The 17,804-nt window shown below is 68.3% G+C and carries 21 protein-coding genes and 1 tRNA gene; 14 read left to right on the forward strand and 8 right to left on the reverse strand.

Translation table 11 applies throughout. The features are described 5' to 3' along the window. Nucleotides 1-127 precede the first annotated feature (127 nt). The 3 genes from J4573_RS41555 (at nt 128) to J4573_RS41565 (ending at nt 3,375) form a co-directional block, all read left to right on the forward strand. A complete protein-coding gene (locus J4573_RS41555) occupies nt 128-535 on the forward strand; it encodes a YciI family protein (RefSeq protein ID WP_208261642.1) in 408 nt (135 codons plus the stop codon). Beyond that, complete coding sequence (locus tag J4573_RS41560) at nt 532-1,677, forward strand: RNA polymerase sigma factor (RefSeq protein WP_208261643.1); 1,146 nt, start codon at nt 532-534, stop codon at nt 1,675-1,677. The genes J4573_RS41555 and J4573_RS41560 overlap by 4 nt, the downstream gene beginning before the upstream one ends. A 387-nt stretch (nt 1,678-2,064) precedes the next feature. Beyond that, a complete protein-coding gene (locus J4573_RS41565; protein WP_208261644.1) occupies nt 2,065-3,375 on the forward strand; it encodes an FAD-binding oxidoreductase in 1,311 nt (436 codons plus the stop codon). Nucleotides 3,376-3,545: 170 nt separating this feature from the next. Here the strand turns inward: J4573_RS41565 and J4573_RS41570 are convergent. After that, nucleotides 3,546-3,643 (reverse strand) — tRNA-Ser (locus J4573_RS41570). Between the two features lie 458 nt (nt 3,644-4,101). Between J4573_RS41570 and J4573_RS41575 the strand changes: the two genes are divergently transcribed. Further along, nucleotides 4,102-4,563: a hypothetical protein gene (locus tag J4573_RS41575; protein ID WP_208261645.1), complete on the forward strand. Its 462-nt coding sequence runs from the start codon at nt 4,102-4,104 to the stop codon at nt 4,561-4,563. A gap of 284 nt (nt 4,564-4,847) precedes the next feature. Here the strand turns inward: J4573_RS41575 and J4573_RS41580 are convergent, their stop codons facing one another. The 7 genes from J4573_RS41580 to J4573_RS41610 form a co-directional block, all read right to left on the reverse strand. Further along, on the reverse strand, nt 4,848-5,060 hold the full coding sequence (locus J4573_RS41580; protein ID WP_208261646.1) for a hypothetical protein: 213 nt from the start codon (nt 5,058-5,060) through the stop codon (nt 4,848-4,850). A 5-nt stretch (nt 5,061-5,065) separates the two neighbouring features. Further along, the gene (locus tag J4573_RS41585; protein WP_208261647.1) at nt 5,066-5,416 is read right to left on the reverse strand and encodes a hypothetical protein; all 351 of its coding nucleotides are present in this window, start codon (nt 5,414-5,416) and stop codon (nt 5,066-5,068) included. Between the two features lie 218 nt (nt 5,417-5,634). Then, nucleotides 5,635-6,486, reverse strand: a complete 852-nt coding sequence (locus tag J4573_RS41590; RefSeq protein WP_208261648.1) for a helix-turn-helix domain-containing protein — start codon at nt 6,484-6,486, stop codon at nt 5,635-5,637. Between the two features lie 21 nt (nt 6,487-6,507). Beyond that, nucleotides 6,508-7,029 (reverse strand): DUF6879 family protein, encoded by a 522-nt coding sequence (locus J4573_RS41595; protein WP_307797324.1) that lies wholly within the window; start codon nt 7,027-7,029, stop codon nt 6,508-6,510. Continuing rightward, the gene (locus J4573_RS41600; protein WP_208261649.1) at nt 7,007-7,240 is read right to left on the reverse strand and encodes a hypothetical protein; all 234 of its coding nucleotides are present in this window, start codon (nt 7,238-7,240) and stop codon (nt 7,007-7,009) included. The genes J4573_RS41595 and J4573_RS41600 overlap by 23 nt, the downstream gene beginning before the upstream one ends. 137 nt (nt 7,241-7,377) lie before the next feature. Continuing rightward, nucleotides 7,378-7,941, reverse strand: coding sequence for a DEAD/DEAH box helicase family protein (locus J4573_RS41605; protein ID WP_208261650.1), 564 nt, complete (start codon nt 7,939-7,941; stop codon nt 7,378-7,380). Then, nucleotides 7,938-8,744: a GntR family transcriptional regulator gene (locus J4573_RS41610; RefSeq protein ID WP_307797326.1), complete on the reverse strand. Its 807-nt coding sequence runs from the start codon at nt 8,742-8,744 to the stop codon at nt 7,938-7,940. The genes J4573_RS41605 and J4573_RS41610 overlap by 4 nt, the downstream gene beginning before the upstream one ends. 273 nt (nt 8,745-9,017) lie before the next feature. On the opposite strand from J4573_RS41610, the gene J4573_RS41615 reads away from it, so the two are divergent. The 10 genes from J4573_RS41615 to J4573_RS41660 all read left to right on the forward strand — a co-directional run. After that, nucleotides 9,018-9,161: a hypothetical protein gene (locus J4573_RS41615; protein ID WP_208261651.1), complete on the forward strand. Its 144-nt coding sequence runs from the start codon at nt 9,018-9,020 to the stop codon at nt 9,159-9,161. A 50-nt stretch (nt 9,162-9,211) separates the two neighbouring features. Then, nucleotides 9,212-9,508 carry a WhiB family transcriptional regulator gene (locus tag J4573_RS41620; protein ID WP_208261652.1) on the forward strand — a complete coding sequence of 99 codons (297 nt, stop codon included), beginning with the start codon at nt 9,212-9,214 and terminating at the stop codon, nt 9,506-9,508. Then, nucleotides 9,508-9,720 (forward strand): hypothetical protein, encoded by a 213-nt coding sequence (locus tag J4573_RS41625; protein WP_208261653.1) that lies wholly within the window; start codon nt 9,508-9,510, stop codon nt 9,718-9,720. The genes J4573_RS41620 and J4573_RS41625 overlap by 1 nt, the downstream gene beginning before the upstream one ends. Nucleotides 9,721-9,829: 109 nt before the next feature. Next, nucleotides 9,830-10,930 carry a DUF2637 domain-containing protein gene (locus J4573_RS41630; protein ID WP_208261654.1) on the forward strand — a complete coding sequence of 367 codons (1,101 nt, stop codon included), beginning with the start codon at nt 9,830-9,832 and terminating at the stop codon, nt 10,928-10,930. Further along, nucleotides 10,927-13,146 carry a hypothetical protein gene (locus J4573_RS41635; protein WP_208261655.1) on the forward strand — a complete coding sequence of 740 codons (2,220 nt, stop codon included), beginning with the start codon at nt 10,927-10,929 and terminating at the stop codon, nt 13,144-13,146. The genes J4573_RS41630 and J4573_RS41635 overlap by 4 nt, the downstream gene beginning before the upstream one ends. Before the next feature lie 173 nt (nt 13,147-13,319). Next, on the forward strand, nt 13,320-13,571 hold the full coding sequence (locus tag J4573_RS41640; RefSeq protein WP_208261656.1) for a hypothetical protein: 252 nt from the start codon (nt 13,320-13,322) through the stop codon (nt 13,569-13,571). Nucleotides 13,572-13,619: 48 nt separating this feature from the next. Then, nucleotides 13,620-15,608 (forward strand): DUF3987 domain-containing protein, encoded by a 1,989-nt coding sequence (locus J4573_RS41645; RefSeq protein ID WP_208261657.1) that lies wholly within the window; start codon nt 13,620-13,622, stop codon nt 15,606-15,608. A 210-nt stretch (nt 15,609-15,818) separates the two neighbouring features. Continuing rightward, nucleotides 15,819-16,025 carry a helix-turn-helix domain-containing protein gene (locus J4573_RS41650; protein WP_307797327.1) on the forward strand — a complete coding sequence of 69 codons (207 nt, stop codon included), beginning with the start codon at nt 15,819-15,821 and terminating at the stop codon, nt 16,023-16,025. Nucleotides 16,026-16,041: 16 nt separating this feature from the next. After that, a complete protein-coding gene (locus J4573_RS41655) occupies nt 16,042-17,298 on the forward strand; it encodes a tyrosine-type recombinase/integrase (protein WP_208261658.1) in 1,257 nt (418 codons plus the stop codon). A 246-nt stretch (nt 17,299-17,544) separates the two neighbouring features. Further along, nucleotides 17,545-17,804 (forward strand): hypothetical protein (locus J4573_RS41660; RefSeq protein WP_208261659.1); only part of this gene is annotated, 260 nt, incomplete at its 3' end.

Here is a 17,804-nt window from a genome sequence, read left to right on the forward strand (position 1 = left end):
GCGTGGACGTGGAATCTGCGAAGTCCGCCAGAAAACGTCGCGCTGAGATGTCGAGAACCCGCGTGCGGCTTCGTCCCAGGGGCACCAGCGGCCACGATGGGCCGCACGACGAACGAGGAGACCCACGATGAAGTACCTGATCCTGAAGCACTACCAAGGCGGCCCGGCCCCCTTCGTCGACTACGGGTCGATGGACCAGTGGACGCCGGAGGAGGTCGACGCGCACATCCGGTTCATGGAGGACTTCGGGGACCGCTTGAAGGAGACCGGCGAGTTCGTCGACGCCCAGGCGCTGTCGCCCGAGGGCGCGTTCATCCGGTACGACGGCGAGGGGCGCCCGCCGGTGACCGACGGCCCGTTCGCCGAGACCAAGGACCTCATCGCCGGCTGGTACATCATCGACGTGGAGTCCTGGGACCGCGCGGTCGAGCTGGCCGGTGAACTCTCCGCGGCCCCGGGCGCGGGCGGCAAGCCGATCCACGAGTGGCTCGAGGTCCGCCCGTTCTACGCCGATCCGCCCACGGTGACCGAGTGAACGAGCCTCTGCTGCGGGAGCTGGTGCCCGCGGTGATCGGTGTCCTCGTCCGCCGCGGAGCAGATTTCGCGGCGGCCGAGGACGCCGTGCAGGACGCCCTTGTCGAGTCCGTACGGGTGTGGCCGGACGACCCGCCGCGCGACCCCAAGGGCTGGCTGGTCACCGTGGCCTGGCGCAAGTTCCTCGACGCCTCCCGTGCCGACTCCTCCCGCCAGCGGCGCGAGGAACGCGTCGAGGCCGAGCCCCTGCCAGGTCCCGCCGAGGCGGCGGACGACACGCTCCAGCTGTACTTCCTGTGCGCGCACCCGTCGCTGACACCGGCGTCGGCCGTCGCGCTCACGCTCCGCGCGGTCGGCGGCCTGACCACGCGGCAGATCGCGCAGGCCTACCTCGTACCGGAAGCGACCATGGCCCAGCGGATCAGCCGGGCCAAGAAGACCGTCTCGAGCGTCCGGTTCAACCAGCCCGGCGACGTCGCCACCGTGCTTCGCGTGCTCTACCTGGTCTTCAACGAGGGCTACTCGGGCGACGTCGACCTCGCCGCCGAGGCGATCCGGCTCACCCGCCAGCTGGCGATCAAGACCGGCCATGAGGAGGTCGCGGGCCTCCTCGCGCTCATGCTCCTCCACCACGCCCGGCGCCCGGCCCGTACGAGCCCCGACGGCAGGCTCGTTCCCCTCGCCGAGCAGGACCGCGGCCTGTGGAACACCCGCCTGATCGCCGAGGGCGTCGACGTACTCCAGACGGCCCTCGCCCGCGACCGCCTCGGCGAGTTCCAGGCCCAGGCCGCCATCGCCGCGCTCCACGCCGACGCCCAGACGGCCGCCGAGACCGACTGGGTGCAGATCGTCGAGTGGTACGACGAGCTGGTCCGCCTCACCGACAGCCCCGTGGCCCGCCTCAACCGCGCCGTTGCCATCGGCGAGGCCGACGGCCCACGCGCCGGCCTGGCCGCGCTGGCCGAGCTCGACCCCGCCCTGCCCCGCCGTACCGCCGCCCTGGCGTACCTCCACGAGCGCGACGGCGACCCGGCCACCGCGGCACGCCTCTACGCCGAGGCCGCCCGTTCGGCCCCCAACCTGGCCGAACGCGAGCACCTCACCCGTCAGGCCGCCCGCCTCAACGCCCAACTGCACGGCTGAACGCAGGGCACCGATCTTTCACCACCCTGGGACTGATCGATGGTCGCTCGCGTCGATGGCGCAGAGCGCTTGGTGCGGAGTGCGGAGTGCGGAGTGCGGAGTGCGATGAGTTTCGGGGGACCCGGCGGTCTGAGTGTGTGAGTGACCGACCACCAAGACCTAGCGAGCGACGCAGAAACCGCAGAGGGCGCCATCAGCTGGATGGCGCCTCCGTCATATCGCGCCCTCCGCATATCGCGCCGGATCCCTGTTCCAAGTCGGTTCCAAGTGCCCTCCAAACACCCGGGAGCAGCCTTAATACATCGAACCGATGAAGGATCCCCGGTGCTGACGGCAAGCCTGGCCACCCTTCATGTGCATTCCGAGAACTTGAAAAGGGAGACGACTATGACGATCAACGATGTGCGCGGTGTCCTCAAGGGGAGCGTGCTGCTGCCCGATGACGACGGCTTCGAGCAGGCGGCCACTGCGTGGAACCTCACCGTCAGACAGCCGGTCGCGGCCGTGGTGGAGGCCGCGGACGTCGATGACGTGGCGGCGCTCGTACGCTACGCACGACGGGCGGGCATGACGGTGGCCGCGCAGCCGACCGGGCATGGCGCCTCCGGTGACGTTGAGGGCCTGATCCTGCTTCGTACAGGCCTGCTGAACGACGTTGAGGTACGCGCGGAGGAGCGCGTGGCCCGGGTGGGCGCGGGCGCGAAGTGGGGGCAGGTGCTGGCGGCGGCCGGTCCGCTCGGTCTGGCCGGCCTGTCCGGCAGCGCGCCGGGGGTCGGCGTGACCGGCTACACCCTGGGCGGCGGGATCGGCTGGTTCAGCCGCAAGTACGGCTACGCCTCCGACAGCGTGCGGGCGATCGAGATCGTGGACGCCGACGGCGAGCCCGGCCGGGTGACCGCCGAGTCCGACCCCGAGCTGTTCTGGGCACTGCGCGGCGGTGGCGGGGACTTCGCGGTGGTGACCGCCCTCGAACTCGACCTCTACCCAGTGCCCACCATGTACGGCGGGCGCGTCGTCTGGCCGGAGCACCGCATCGGTGAGGTGTACGACGCCTTCCTGGAGATCACCGCCGAGGCGCCCCGTGAACTGAGCGTCTGGATCAACCGGTTCCAGCCACCCGGCGCGCCGCCGATGGTCACGCTCGATCTGGCCTACCTCGGGGATACGGCCCAAGGGCGCGACCACCTGGTTCGTCTCGACAAGATCGAGGGTGCGATCTCTGACAGCCGCGGCGTCGTTCCGGTCGCCGACCTGGGCGACATCACCGCCGAGCCCACCGACCCGGCCCCCTCCATCGTCCGTTCGGAGCTGCTCGCAGGCCTGGACGCGGACGCGGTGGAGCTCCTGCTGGCCAAGCCGGTCGAGCCCCTCATCAACATGCAGATCAGGCACCTGGGCGGAGCGCTCTCCGAGCCGGGCAGCGGAGCCGGTGCGAGCGGCGCGGTGGCCGAGCCGTACCTCCTGAGCCTGCTGGGTCTAGGCCTGCCGCACACGGCCGATGCCACGCGTGCCAAGCAGGCCGACGTAGTGGCCGATCTGGAGGGCTACATCAGCGGCCGCAAGCCGTTCAACACTCTGGCTCCTGGCGAGACGGCGGCGCAGGCCTTCCCCGGCAGCACGATCGCGCGCCTGAGGGAGATCAAGCAGGCCCGCGACCCGCAGAACGTGCTCCGCGCCAACTACCCGGTGCTCGCGTAGCCCGGCTCCACCGCCGCACCCGGCTCCACCGCCGCTAGCCCGGCTCCACCGCCGCTCTCAGAACGATTCACAAGCTCACTAACGGCCGTCCGAGCGGCCTACAACGACCCCGGACATACGTCAGGGCGGCACCTGCTGGTGCCGCCCTGACGTTCTGCCTGGTGAGGCGGTGCGGAGGATACGAGATTCGAACTCGTGAGGCGTTGCCACCAACACGCTTTCCAAGTCTGTGGATCTTCGTACGCCCATGATCGGCGGCGTACTCCGCACTCGCTCAAGCCGTGGTCACCCTGGCGAGGGAGCAACCTCCGTTTGCGGCCGGACGGCGGCGAACGGGCCTGAGCGAACCTCGGACGGCGAGCAATTGAGACTAGAACTGAGACTGATCGACGGCCGCTACTGGCCGAGGTGAGCCCTTGCTCGACCAAAAGCGGATCAGCACGGGCTCAGGTTCCACAAGAGTGACCGTCGGTGGGCTCGCGAACCTCATTGACCTGGGTTCTACTGAGACCACCCTCAGTGCCCAAGCAAGGTGGTGACATGGCAGGCCCCCGATCTTACGACCGGAACACTGTTTCATCGCTCGGCTACGTCAGTGGCGGGCGGTGCTATTACCCCGGATGCCCAGAGCCAGTGTTCCGGAAGGACGGAGAAACCTGGTATCTCATAGGCGAGATCGCCCACATCAAAGCCGCTAATCTCAATGGGCCTCGCTATGACCCACACATGAGTGACGACGAACGGCGTGCTGTGGCGAACCTCGTCATCTTCTGCGACCCTCACCACGACAGAGTCGACAAGAAGGCTAACGAGAAGATCTTTCCTGTCGAGACTCTCGTGCGCTGGAAAGCTCAAATTGAAGCGGACCCCCACGAAGCCGTTCGCCGCCTTCGCGAGGTCTCGCCTGAAGGGCTGCGCAAGATCGTCTCAGAGGGCCTAGAGCAGCACGACACGCTTCTGGTTCGCGCCATCGATCGGCTTGAGGAGTCCGATCGCCAGGCTGCCAACCTAATGAGAGACCTTATCGACGAACTGACTGAGGCCTATAGCCTCCAACGTCGCAGACTTAATCCCGACCTTGTAGAGGAACTTAGTTCTGCCAGCAGACGCCTCTACGCAATGAGCGGCATGATCGAGACGTTCGACAATGCCGTACGACGAGCCGAAAGATTGCAGTGGGATCAATGAGGTGAGGTGGTTGGGGACGCAGGGGCGTGGCAAGCGCGGGCATGGAGTCGCCTAATGGACTGCGCCCGTTGAAACGCCTACGGGTCTGGTGAGCGGGCGCCCCGCCGAGGGAATCACGTGCGAGAGATCATCTCTCGTGCCCACCTACAGGAGTGGGCCACGGGGCACCCGCCGTCTATGCGGCCGGAGAGAGAGCGGGGAGGGACGGAGAGCGGGGGGTAAGCCGTCCGCGCGGCGGCGCGGGCTCACTCGCCCTCCGTCCCCCTCGGGCTCTCTCCGAGCGGTCAGTACGAGCCGTACGGTGGCCGGTCGTCGTACCCCGGCCCGTACGTCTGGCTGTACGTGGAAAGGGAGACGTACGAGCGTCCCGGCCGGGACGCCTCGGCACCGTTCGCAATGCCAGGGCAGCACAGCGGGTACTGCTCGGCCGTGCAGCATGCGGCGGCCGCGCCCTCGGGCGTGTGCCTGCCGGGCCTGCGCTTACGGAAGAGCCGCATGGCCATCACGTCCGGACGAGGGGTGCGCCCTCGGGCTCGGCCTCGGCGGCGAACGGCACGTCGTCGCCGTCGTCGTCGCCCGGCGGGTCGGCCTCGTCCAGGTCCAGGACGGCGCGCAACCTGGTGCGCTCGGCCTCGGCCTCGGCGTGCTTCCCCTTGAGCCACGTCAGGGCGGCCGTGATGCTGTGCGGCTCGTCGGCCTCGGTGATCCACTCGCTACCGTCCCCGTAGAACCACAGCCGTTCGCCGTCGCTCGGTCGTGTACCGCAGAACACGCGGGCGGGAGCAAAGGGCCTGAGATCTAGGCGGACGTAGTAGTTCTGGCCGCCGTCCGCCGACTCAACCTCGGCTGGCATCCCGTGGGCCTTCGCCGCGTTGCTCAGCACATTGAGACGTGCCATCGCCTCTTCGCTCGTGCGCCTCGGGGTGTCGCCTTCCGAGGGCTCGCGCGGCCGGTCAAGTCTGGCCATGGATAGGACCTCCCTGTTGCCTGCTGGAAGCGTTTGATGTGCGCTACCAGAACGCTAGAAAGCCCGCTTGCGCTGGGGCGATGAGTGTGCACGAACTTGCACGCCTAATGGAGCGACTCTATGGCCGAGGTGATGACGGAGCGTGCGGCGGAGCCGTAGACGGCCATCGAGGACAGCTCGGCGAAGACCCTGGCGTAGTCGTGGATCTCGCGCGGTTGGGTGATCGTGAGGTAGCTGGACACCAGCTCGACGTTCACTTGGGCGTCGTCAAAGATCCAGAAGCCCTCGGCAGGCCATCGGGCTCGGTCTGTCTGCGTCGGGATGATGCCGAGGCTCACCGAGGGCAGAGACGAACTGGTGATCAGGTGGTCGAGCTGGCCGGCGAGGGTCTCCGCGTCGGCAACCGCGTTGCGCAGAACTGTTTCCTCGATGAGGAAGGCGAAGCGGTGGTCACCCTCGTGGAGGATGCGTTGCCGCTGCATGCGGGAGGCCACGGCCTCGGCGACGTCGTCGGGGAGGTCCTGTGAGCGTCGGGCCGTGTTCAGGACGGCGGCGGCGTAGGCGCGGGTCTGGAGGAGGCCAGGGACCAGCCAGGAGGAGTACGAGCGGAAGTGGCGGGTTCGTTCGTACAGCGGGAGGCGTGACTCCTGCTGGCGTCGAAGTCCCGACCGCAGTAGGCGGCGCCACTCGACATACATCGAGTTCATGGCGCGGAGTGAGGCGATGAGGTCCTCGGCCTGGCCCTCGGCGCCGCATGCCGCGCACCATGCGCGGATGTCGTCTTGGGAGGGTGCGGTGCGAGCGTGCTCGATGCGTGAGCACTTGGATTCGTGCCAGCCGCACGCGTGAGCGATCTGGCGTGCCGTCAGTCCAGCGTCCAACCGGATGTCCCGCAGACGGTCCGCAAGGGCCTGTCTGGCTTGCTGGACGCTGGACGACGGCGAGGTAGGGGACACGGCAGTGAGCCAGACCTAGGTTCAGGCTGGCCGGTAGTCCTGGTGATCGATGCCCCGTTCCCAGACGGCATCGAACGCCGAGGCGCACAGCTTGATGGTTGCGGCCTCTTCAGAGACGTCTGCTCCGGTGGGGCGGCCGTCTCCGTCGAAGTGGTTGAACAGAACGAGCCGGTCATCGACTAGCCAGAAGTCGTTTCCGGGTAGCGCCAGGTCCGAGGCTCGGCGCCGAGGCAACCACCGGAGTGCTTCACCGGCCGCGACGTTGGTGAACGCGTACGAGTGCGAGTAGCGGATGTACTCGCTCACCGGCTCGGACACGACCCGCGCGCGGCGCACAGTCACGCCACGGGCGACGGTTTCGGAGATGAGGTCCAGCCACGGGCGCCACCACGAGGCGCGGTCGGCCGGGTCAAAGCGATGCCCCGCCCGCCATGCGGCGATGCGGTCTTGTTCGGAGTCCACCGTGTAGATGTCGCGCATCTCCAGGTGGATCGCCGACGCCGTGGCGGAACGCAGCAGATCACCGTAGGTCGGGATCGCCACCGTTCACCTCCGGGAAGAACTGCGTCATGCGGGCGGGGAACCGGATGAGGGTCTCCCTTGGCGGGTTGGCGCCGGTCTCGGCCAGCGTTGCCGCGTCGAGGACTTCCCATCCACGAAGGATGTAGTCGCCCGTCTCCGTGTCACGCCAGACGGTGGGGGACTGACCGTCGTCGGACTCTGGGTCTCCGCCGAGGAACTCTAGGGCCATCATGGACCTCCCTGGATCTGATGTGCACCAACTTGCGTTCCGGTCGTTCTGAGGTCCACGGCATCGCCGAGGGCCTCGCGTCGTGCAGGGCTCTCACCTCCTGTCTCCAGACGCACGGCCTCGCGTGGGTGATGAGGCCGCTAGTGATCCGGGTTGAACGTGCCTTGGGCGGCCGCATGGATTACCTGGGCCACCGTCGAGGCTGATAGCGCGTCGGTTCGGATGGAGAGGGTGAAGCGTTCGCGGCCATCGGCGCCGAGGTCGAGCGCGGTCTCATCCCATGCCGTGAGGCGGCGGTGGATGTCGGTGCTCCCTCGGGCACTCAGCCGCTTCTCTGTGGTCTCGCGGGAACACCAGAGAAGAACATCAAGCCATCGGGTGTGCGGGCCTTGGAGTGCGGCGATGCCAGCGAGTTGGCCCATGTGGACGATTGGGACGCGTCCGGCTTGGCCGACTTCGGCGAGGCCGGGCGCGTCTACTGCGTACGTGGCCTCATATCGGCTGAACTCATAGAGGACCTGGCCGCGTTCGCGGAGGTCGTCGAGTTCCTCGGCTGTCGTGAGCCGGTAGCCGGCGGTGCGCCCGGCGCCGACCTTGAGCTTGTGAAAGTAGGCGTAGCGACCATCAAGAGCGCTCAACGCCTCGGTCACAGTGTCCTTCCCGGAGGCTGGCGGGCCGTAGAGGATGACGCCGGTGTTCGTCATGACTCGACCTGGCCGCTGTACACCGCCTTGAGAAGGTCCTTCGCCTGCTCCTGAAGTGGGCGACTGGAGGCGCTGTTATCCACGAGCACGTACGGCGCGGTCGGCCGGAAATCCAGGTTCACCGTCTCCATGTAGGCAGGCCAGTCGGCAAGCTTGGTCGCGTCGCGTGCGGCCCCGCGATGGCGAACGTAGGTCCGCATTGTGTCGGCGTCGCAGTACATCCAGACCAGGGTGGTGATGGCGCCTAGCGACGTGAAGTAAGCCTGAGTCCGGTTGACCCAGGCGCCATCGTTGAACTCGCGAATGAACGGCGCCGTGACGATGGCGCTCGTACCGCACTCCACGTTCTCCGTCGCGGCGGCGTTGAGCGCCTCGTACTCACGGGGGCGGATGTGCTGGAGGTATGTCTCCGACTCTCGGTCATTCGGGGACTTGCCGAGCATCTCAAGGGCGGCCTCGACGACCGGGCGAGTGAGCGTGTCCTTGTCGAGCATCGGCCAGCCGGTTTCGCGAGCGAGCATGCGCCCGAGCTCGGTCTTGCCGCTGCCTGCGTAGCCGCCCACAAAGATCACGTGCGGGTTTTCGAGTCGCACCTTGTGCACCGCAGGTTGATCGGGCGCCTGGACGACGCGCTTGGACCTGGACTTGCTGACCACCAAGCCCTCGGCCGTGAGCACCTTCATGGCCTCGCTGATGGTGAAGACGCTGACGCCCCACTGTTCAGCCAGTTCGCGGGTGGACGGGAGCGTGTCGCCGTCGCGGAGAACGCCAGCCTCGATGTCGTTGCGGATGTTGCGCGCCACCTGCTGGTGGAGCGAGTCCGATCGGGCTAGCCGGGGGCGTGGAGGCGCCATCAGCGCTCCCTTCCGAGGTGTGACCTCTGATGTTGATATGGAGACTATCAGGCACATAACAGATGTTAGATGCTCTGTTGGCCTGCAAGTTTGCAGCTCAACGCCGTCTTTCGAGGAATCTTCTCCCTAACAGTTGACCCTGATTCATATCAGTTGTTAGGTTCTTGCTCATCGCACCACGGGCTACGGACCCGAGGTGAGGCCCGCAAGGAAGGCACGTTGATGCTCCAGCACAGCAGCAAGCTTCCGCAGTACGTCGTGTCCGCTGTGATCGTTCTGTTCGTCTGGAACAACCCGGCCAAGGCCGCCGACATGGTCAATCACGCCGTGCAGGTCATCCAGACCCTCGCGAACAACATCGGCTGATCAGCGCCCGCGTCCGCGTACCTGCCGTTCCCGTTCCCAGGAGTTGAATCATGATGCACGTTGCCGTCTCGACGACCATGACCGATCTGCGCGGTGAGCCCATCGAGGGCGCTCAGTGCCGCTTTGACCCCGAGCTGCACACCGGCCCGGACGCCTTCACCGCCGAGTCCCCGGAGGACCGAGAGGTCCGCGAAGCGGTCGCCATCGGCGTCTGCGAGACGTGCCCGCTACGGGCCGCGTGCCTGGCCTACGCCGTCGCGACGCTGCCCGAGACCGGCGTCTGGGCGGGTCTGACCGCCGACGAGATCAGCGAGCTGGCCGTCCTCAGCCTCGGCGAGGTGGCCTGATGAGCCGCAACAGCGCCGACTACTACCGGCAGATGGCCGAGGCCGCCGAGCAAGAGGCCAGCGAGTTCCGCGAGGCGCTGCCCAAGGCCAAGCGTGACCCGCGCATTCACCGTGAGGTGATCGAGCAAGCGCCGGGGTGGATTCGTGACCTGGACGCCGAGGCCAAGCGGTGGCGCGAGAAGGAGAAGAAGGCGCGCCGGTGGGGGCGATGACCCGCCTCGCGCAGCAGTCAGCCAAGCATCGGGGCGGCTCCGTCTCCGCCAAGAAACCGGCCGCCCCGATGACTCCCAGTCCCTTCGCAGCGACAGGAGCCCCCACATCATGACCGACATCCTTGCTACGCCCCCGCCATCCTTCGGTCACCACGACCAACCCGCATCCCGTGCACGCGCCCTGTCCGAGCACGAGTTCAGCGCCGTCGCCGTGGTCGTGGCGTGTGTGGTGGTGCTGGGCCTGCTGGGGTTCGTCAACAGCTTCGCCGCCGTCGAGCACGCCGCCCGCCCCTCGTTCGGCTGGCTGGCCTGGACCGTCCCGCTGGGGGTTGACCTCGGCATCGCCATCTTCGCCGCCCTGGACATCGTGCTTGCCCGCCTGGACATGCGGGTGCGGTGGCTGCGGCTGCTTCCGTGGACGCTCACGGCCGCGACGGTGTACCTGAACGTCGCGGACGAGACCACCATGTTCGGCGCCGTCGCCCACGCGGTCCTGCCGTGCTTGTGGGTCCTGGCCGTCGAGATCGGTTCACATGTGGTCCGGATCCGCGCGGGCATCCAAGCCGGAACGCGCATGGACGGCATCCGTGCCTCGCGGTGGGTGCTGGCGCCCTGGCCGACGCTCAAGCTGTGGCGCCGGATGGTGCTGTGGGAAATCCGCTCCTACCCCGAGGCGCTTGGCCGTGAGCGTGACCGTGTCCTGTCCCTGACCGACCTCCAGGACACCTACGGCCGGTGGACCTGGCGCCGCAACGCCCCGCGCCGCGTCCGTGCCCTCTATCGCCTCGGCGAACTGGCGCCCTCGGCCGCTTCCGCTGTCTCGGACGGTCCCGAGCAGCCGTCCAAGACCACGTCCGGGACGACCCCTGAGACGGCGCCGAAGACGGCGCGCGGACGGTCCGCTCGGTCGTCTCGCAGCACGTCCCGGACCGGAGCCAGGAACGGCCGGGGCCGTAAGACGCGGACGGCGCCGGACGTGGACGACCTGATGCCGCTGGGCTGGCGGATCTCGGCCGACCTGGCCGAGCGAGGCAAGACCCTCACCCGTGACGCCCTGGCCACCGAGCTACGCGAGGCCGGAAGCCCCGCAGGCAACGAACGCGTCGGCGCCCTGCTCTCCCGGCTCAAGTCCGAGGCACCCGACGACCCGACCAACGAGCAGGCCAACAACGTGCCCGTCTCCGCGACCGAAGGAAGCGACGCCCGATGAAGCTGAACGGCACCCCCAACTCCATGGCCGACGTCATCAACCTTCGCCCCTTGCCAGTCTCCGACCCCGAGCCCTATGACCCGCCCTTGCGGTCCGCCCCTCGTACCGAGCCGCCCGGCGCCAGCGACGTCCCGACAATGCAAGACACCTCCTATGAAGTGCCGCTCGACGATCGGGACGAGGCCGACGCGCCGCAGGAAGCACCCGCCGAGTCCGGCGCGGGGCGTGTGCTGTCTGGGAAGGTGCTGCGCCCCGCGGGCAACGACGCGGTCACTGAGGGTGCGCGACGTCCGATCGTCCCGCCGGTGTTCCGGGACGCGGTCACCTTCAAGGCCGCCGTCCGCAAGCTGGTCGGGCGGTGGCTGCACATCACCGGCTATCACGCAGTCCGGGCGCCCTGGTACGCGCTCAAGGCCACCGGCTACGCCGCCCTCGGCGCGGCCAAGCTCGCCCGGCGTCAGGTGCGGTGGTGGTGGCTTTTGGAGCAGGAGCCGTTGCGCCAAGCCGCCGCGAGCAAGGGCGATGCGGACCTGTGGCTGAAGCTGCACCGTGAGGCCGTCAAGGTCCGGACCGGGCGCGGCCTAGCCGTGCTCGCCGAAGTCATCGGCCTCGGCGCCGGGGGAGTCCTGTTGGCCGAGGCGCCGGTGGAGGCAGCGATCGTGTCCGGGTTGCTGGTGCTGCTGCTGGCCAGGCATGGCCGCCCCGCCGGCCGCTCCCTGCTCGGCCACGCGGTGATCCCGTCCAGGTATCGGATCATCACCCATGACGTGGTGCTGCGCGCCTACTACGCCGCCGGGCTCGGCCACCCCGACAAACCCCAACAGCAAGTCCAGTTCGCCGCCCCGGGCTTGGCCGCCGATGGCGACGGATCCAAGGTGACCGTCGATCTGCCGTACGGGAAGGGCTTCAACGACGTCATCAAGGCCAAGGACGCCCTCGCCTCGGGCCTGGACGTGGCGCTATCTCAGGTGTTCGTCAGTCGCGACGAGACCTCGCACCGCCGCCACACCCTGTGGGTGGCCAACCGTGACCCGCTCGCCGTCCCGGTCGGCCGTACGCCGCTGCTGCGCGGCAAGCCCACCGACATCTGGGAACCCGCCCCGGTCGGCCTAGACGAGCGCGGCCGCGCCGTCACGGTCCCCCTGCTGTGGAACTCGACCATGGTCGGCGCGCAGCCTCGCCAGGGCAAGACGTTCTTCGCCCGGCTCCTGGCGCTGTACGCCGCGCTGGACCCGTATGTGCGGCTGTCGGTGTTCGACGCCTCCGGTAAGCCGGACTGGCGCAAGTTCGCACTGGTCGCGCATCAGTTCTCCTCGGGCCTGGTGATGACCCGTGACGGCGATCCGGTCGAGATCCTCATCGAGGCCCTACGGGAGCTCAAGGCCGACGTCCAGAACCGCTACCAGCGGCTCTCGGATCTGCCCACCGACGTGTGCCCCGAGGGCAAGCTCACCCGGGCTATCGCGCGGGACCCCAAGTACGGGATGCCGGTTCGGGGCGTGTTCCTGGACGAGTTCCAGGAGTACTACGACACCCCCGACGCCGAGGCGAACAAGGAGATCGCGTCCCTGCTGTTGTTCCTGGTCAAGACCGCCCCGGCCGCCGGAGTGTTCATGGTCGACGCCACGCAGAAGCCCTCCGGCATCGGGGCTGGACAGGTCGCGACCTCGTTCAACTCCTTCCGCGACAACCACCAAACCCGCTTCAGCCTCCGTACCGGCTCGTGGCAGGTGTCAGATCTGGTGCTCGGTGCGGGCGCCTACGGCGAGGGGCTGGACTCCTCGTTGCTGCTGCCCTCTTACAAGGGCGTGGGCATCCTGCGCGGCGCCTCCGACGACACCCCCACCGTCCGCTCCCACCTGGCCGACGCCGAGGACGCCGAGAAGATTCTCTTGGCCGCCCGCGACCTCCGTGAGCGCGCCGGAACCCTCTCCGGACATGCGACCGGAGACCACACCGCACGGCAGATCAGGGACGTGCTCGCCGACACCCACGCCATGTTCCTGCCCGCCGAGACCTTCCTGCCCTGGCAAGAGCTGGCCGCCCGGCTGGCCGACAAGCTCCCGCAGTCGTACGGCGACCTGACGGCCGAGGCGATCTCGGCTCAGGTCCGCTCGTTCGGTGTACCGAGCGTGAACGGCAAACGCGACGGCCAGGTTCTCAAGGGCGCCAAGTGCGACGCCATCACCGACGCTCTCAAGGCCCGTACGCCGTGACCTCCGGCCGCCCGGCCTGGCACTCGGCCGAGGCCGGGCGGCTGGTAGCGGACAGCCCACAGCGGTAGCGACCGCGCTACCACCCCCGCTACCCACCTGATCAGCGCGAATACCCGCAGGTAGCGGGTAGCGCGCCCCCTTCGCCCTGCCCGGAAACTCCGCCAGGAGGCACCGTGACCCCCTACGTCGCCGCTACCGCTACCCACACCGCCGGTACGCCCGCCCTCATCTTCATCGGCCTCCTGCTGCTCGCTGGATACGTCATCGGCTGCTGGATCTGGCCGTTCCGTGCCTGCACGCGCTGTGACGGCGCTGGCAAGTTCCGCTCGCCGTCCGGCCGTTCCTGGCGCTACTGCCACCGCTGCGGCGGCAAGGGCGCTCAACTGCGCCTCGGCCGCCGCCTCTGGAACGGCCTCAAGCGCTAGGGCAAGTTCGGCCGCCGCTCAAGCCTGCTCTCTACGAGAGGACCCTCCTTGACCACGCCCCGCCTGCACGTCATCCAGGGCGACGACGCACCCGGCCCGGCCGAACTGGCCGAGTTCGTCCGGCCGCTCCCGCACAACATCGAGGCCGAGCAACACACCCTCGGCGCGGCGATGCTGGCCCCGGCCGTCCTCGCTGAGATCGGCGAACTCCTGGACGGCACCGAGTTCTACCGCCCTGCCCACGGTCTGATCTGGTCGGCCATCCAGAGCCTGGACGACCGTGGCGCGCTCGCCGAACCGGTGGCGGTCGCCGCCGCCCTGGATCCGCGCGACCTGGCTGCCATGGGTGGTGCCCCCTACCTGCACACCCTGATCAGCCGGGTGCCCACCGCCGCCAACGGCCCGTACTACGCCCACTTGGTGCGAGACCTGGCTTACGCCCGCCAGGTCGTCACCTCCGGCACGCGCCTTATGCAACTCGGCTACGCCGCGACCGGCGACACCCATGACGACCTACGCGGCGCCGTCGTCGCCGAGCTGGCCACCGTCACCAACCCCCAAGGCCGAGGCTGGGCCGAGCCCACGCCGCTTTCGGCCACCGCCGAGCTACCGCCGTTCCCGGTCTGGGCGTTCCCGGACTGGCTCGGCGAATACGCCGCCGGACTCGCTGAGGTCACCCAAACGCCGCCCGATCTCGCCGGGTCCCTCGCTCTCGCGGTCCTGGCCGTCGCCGCCGGCGGGAAGGTCTGGGCCCGCGCAACCACCTGGACCGAACCCACCAACCTGTTCACGCTCGTCGTGTTGCCGCCTGGCAACCGCAAGTCCGAGGTCTACAAACACATGACCGCCCCGATCAAAGCCGCCGAGGCCGCCTTGGTCGAGCAGACCAAGCCCCTCATCGCCGAGGCCGTCATCGCGCGCAAGGTCGCCGAGGCCAACGCCGAGAAGACCGAGAAGGCGGCCACCGCCGCCCACGACCCCACACAGCGCGCCGTGGCCATGGACGAGGCCGCCGCCGCGCGCCTGGACCTGGACCAGACGCCGATCCCCGCCGAGCCGTGCCTGTTCTCCGATGACGCCACGGTCGAACGGCTCACCAGCCACGTGGCCGAGCAGGGCGGCCGGTTCGCCATCCTCTCGCCCGAGGGGGAGATCTTCTCCATCGCCGCCGGGCGCTACTCCGGCGCCCCGAACCTGGCCATCCTGAAATCCGGGCACGCGGGCGAAGAGATGCGCATCGACCGCATGGGACGCCCCTCCGAACGCATCACTGCCGCCACAATCACTCTGGGCATCTGCACCCAACCCGGCGTCCTGGCGCGTCTCGGCGAGACCCCTCAGTTCGGCGAGCAGGGGCTGCTCGGCCGCCTGCTCTACTCGGTGCCCGTCTCACTGCTGGGCTTCCGCAACGAGCGGCCCGACCCGATGCCCGAGCATGTCCGCGACACCTACAGCGCCAACGTCCAAGCGCTCGTCTTGTCCCTGGCCGCCCTCGCCGAGCCCGCCACCCTGCACTTCGCGCCCGACGCCCAAGCCGCCATCCTCGACCTGGCCCGCGAACACGAGATCCGCCTCCGGCCCGGCACCGGCGACCTGGCCCACATGACCGACTGGGCAGGCAAATACATCGGCGCAGTCGTCCGCATCGCCGCCCTCCTCCACCTCGCCCAACATCACCGCGACGGCTGGGACCAACCCATCACCCTGGCCACCTTCACCAACGCCCGGCTCATCGGCGAGTACTACACCCACCACGCCCAAGCCGCCTACGACGCCATCGGCGCCGACCCCGCCACCAACGACGCCCGCGCCCTCCTCGACTGGATCCAACGCACCGCCACGACCCGCTTCACCGCCCGCGAGGTCATCCACGCCCTCAAGCGGTTCCGCAAGGTCGCCGACCTAGAGCCCGCCCTCCACGTCCTGGAATCCCACGGCTGGATCCGCCGCCTACCGACCCCACCCAAGGCAGGCCCTGGACGCAAGGCCGGAACCACCTACGAAGCCCACCCCAACGCCATAGGCGACGTCTCGTGACCTGCCCGGCCGCCCTCACCGAGCGTCACCCGAGGCCCGCGCTCAACGGACGGGTCTACGCGACAACAGGTCCACAGAATCCAACGAAATTCATTCTGTTGGATTCCGTAGACCCGTTGACCGTTGCCCGACCTCCGCCCCATCCCAGACGTCCGCGACGTTCCGTGACCAGCGCTCCGACGCCGTTCCGTCTGACCCGGAGGTTCCGCCGTGACCGCCCTCATCTCCGCAGACTCCGACCTTCTCCTGACCGTCGAGGAAGCTGCGCGCCGACTCAGGATCGGCCGCACTCAGATGTACAGCCTCATCACGTCCGGCGAGGTCCAAAGCGTGACCATCGGCCGTCTGCGCCGAGTCCCCGCCGAGTGCCTCACCGCCTACGTCTCCGGCCTCATGGCCGCCGTTCAGCACAACTAGCCGGAGGAGATCAATCATGGGACGCAGTGCCAACGGACGGTCCAGCATCTACCAGGGCAAGGACGGGTACTGGCACGGCCGCGTGACGGTCGGAACGAAGGATGACGGCAAGCCTGACCGCCGCCACGTCATGTCCAAGCGCAAGGCAGTGGTGACGACGAAGGTCAAGGAGCTAGAGGAGCTCCGAGACAAGGGAAGGATGCCCAAGGCGGGGGACCGCTGGACGGTCGAGAAGTGGCTCCGCCACTGGATCGACAACATCGCCGTTCCTCCGACGATCTCGGAGAACGCCCACTCCGGGTACCGCGTGGATGTCGAGAAGCACCTGATCCCCGGCCTCGGCGCCCACCGCCTGGACAAGCTCGCTCCGGAGCACTGCGAGAGGCTCTACGCCAAGATCCAAGAGCGCGGCCTCAAGGCCGGGACGGCACACCACGTGCATCGCACGCTGCGAAACGCGCTCAACGTGGCCGTCAAGCGACGTCACCTCGGCTCCAACCCTGTTCTACTCGCCACGGCGCCACGGCTGGACGAGGAGGAGCCAGAGCCGTACGAGATCGAAGAGATCAAGCGCCTGCTCAAGGTCGCGAAAGATCAGGAGCGGAACGGCGCACGCTGGGTCCTGGCGCTTGCCCTCGGACTCCGCCAGGGCGAGGCGCTGGGGCTCAAATGGCAGGAGGTAGACCTCGCTTCGGGCATGATCCGCATCCGACGCAACCGGCTACGCCCCAAGTACGCCCACGGATGCGAGGAGGCTCACCCATGCGGCCGAAAGGCCGGCTACTGCCCTCAGCGCAAGCAGACCCGGTCCGAGACTGGCCGTACCAAGTCGAAGGCCGGGCGCCGGATGATCGGCCTCCCCGCGCCGCTGGTGGATCTCCTCAAGGACCACCAAGCCAAGCAAGCAGCCGAGCGGGAGACGGCTCGGCAGATCTGGCACGAGGGCGGCTACGTCTTCACCAAGCCCGATGGGCAACCGCTCAACCCGAACACCGACTACCACGATTGGAAGGCCCTCCTGAAGGAGGCCGGACTCCGTGAAGCCCGTCTGCACGACGCCCGCCACACGGCCGCAACGGTGCTCCTCATCCTCCAAGTGCCTACCCCCTCGGCCATGGCGATCATGGGGTGGTCCAGTGCGTCGATGGCCAAGCGCTATCAGCACATGAGCGACGCCATCCGGAGTGACGTGGCAACTCGCGTCGGGGGGCTTCTCTGGCGGCCCGATAGCGATGAGGACGGGCCAGACGACGACTCTGTCGAGGCCGCGTAGCGCCGCTCGTTGGGGAACGCGTCCAGCGACTGCTGGGCGCGTTCCTGCTGCCCCCGAATTCCTCGATCGACTGCTAAAGTGTGATCTGGCCAACACGCTGGCCTGATCCGAGCAGCGAGTGCCCACGTCACTCCTGTGTCGAGGACAAGAGAACTCTGGACTCAGCGTGCTCATCCATCTCGCCCGTGTGTCCACGGATCGATAGGTGTGAAGTGACGTGGGGGCTTCACCGGAAGAAGATCGATCATGGCTCGCAGTCAAGGGCGCAAGCGCAAGATCCAGTGGCTGATGGCGACTGAAGGCCTCAGCTACTCAGACGCTGTGCGCGAGTACAACCGACGGGCGTCTTCCAACTCGAAGCGTGCAAACTCCCCCGCTCCCGCCGGTGAGCGGTGGGCTCGGCTGGCGGTCTCGCCCGCGATGCGCAAGTTCGCTGAGGACTCGGAGCGGCGGCGGAAGGAGATCGTGGGCCTGACGGCCATGCCCGCGATGTTCCGGCTCGCCGA

This window comes from Actinomadura barringtoniae (assembly GCF_017573505.1).
Lineage (GTDB): Bacteria > Actinomycetota > Actinomycetes > Streptosporangiales > Streptosporangiaceae > Spirillospora > Spirillospora barringtoniae.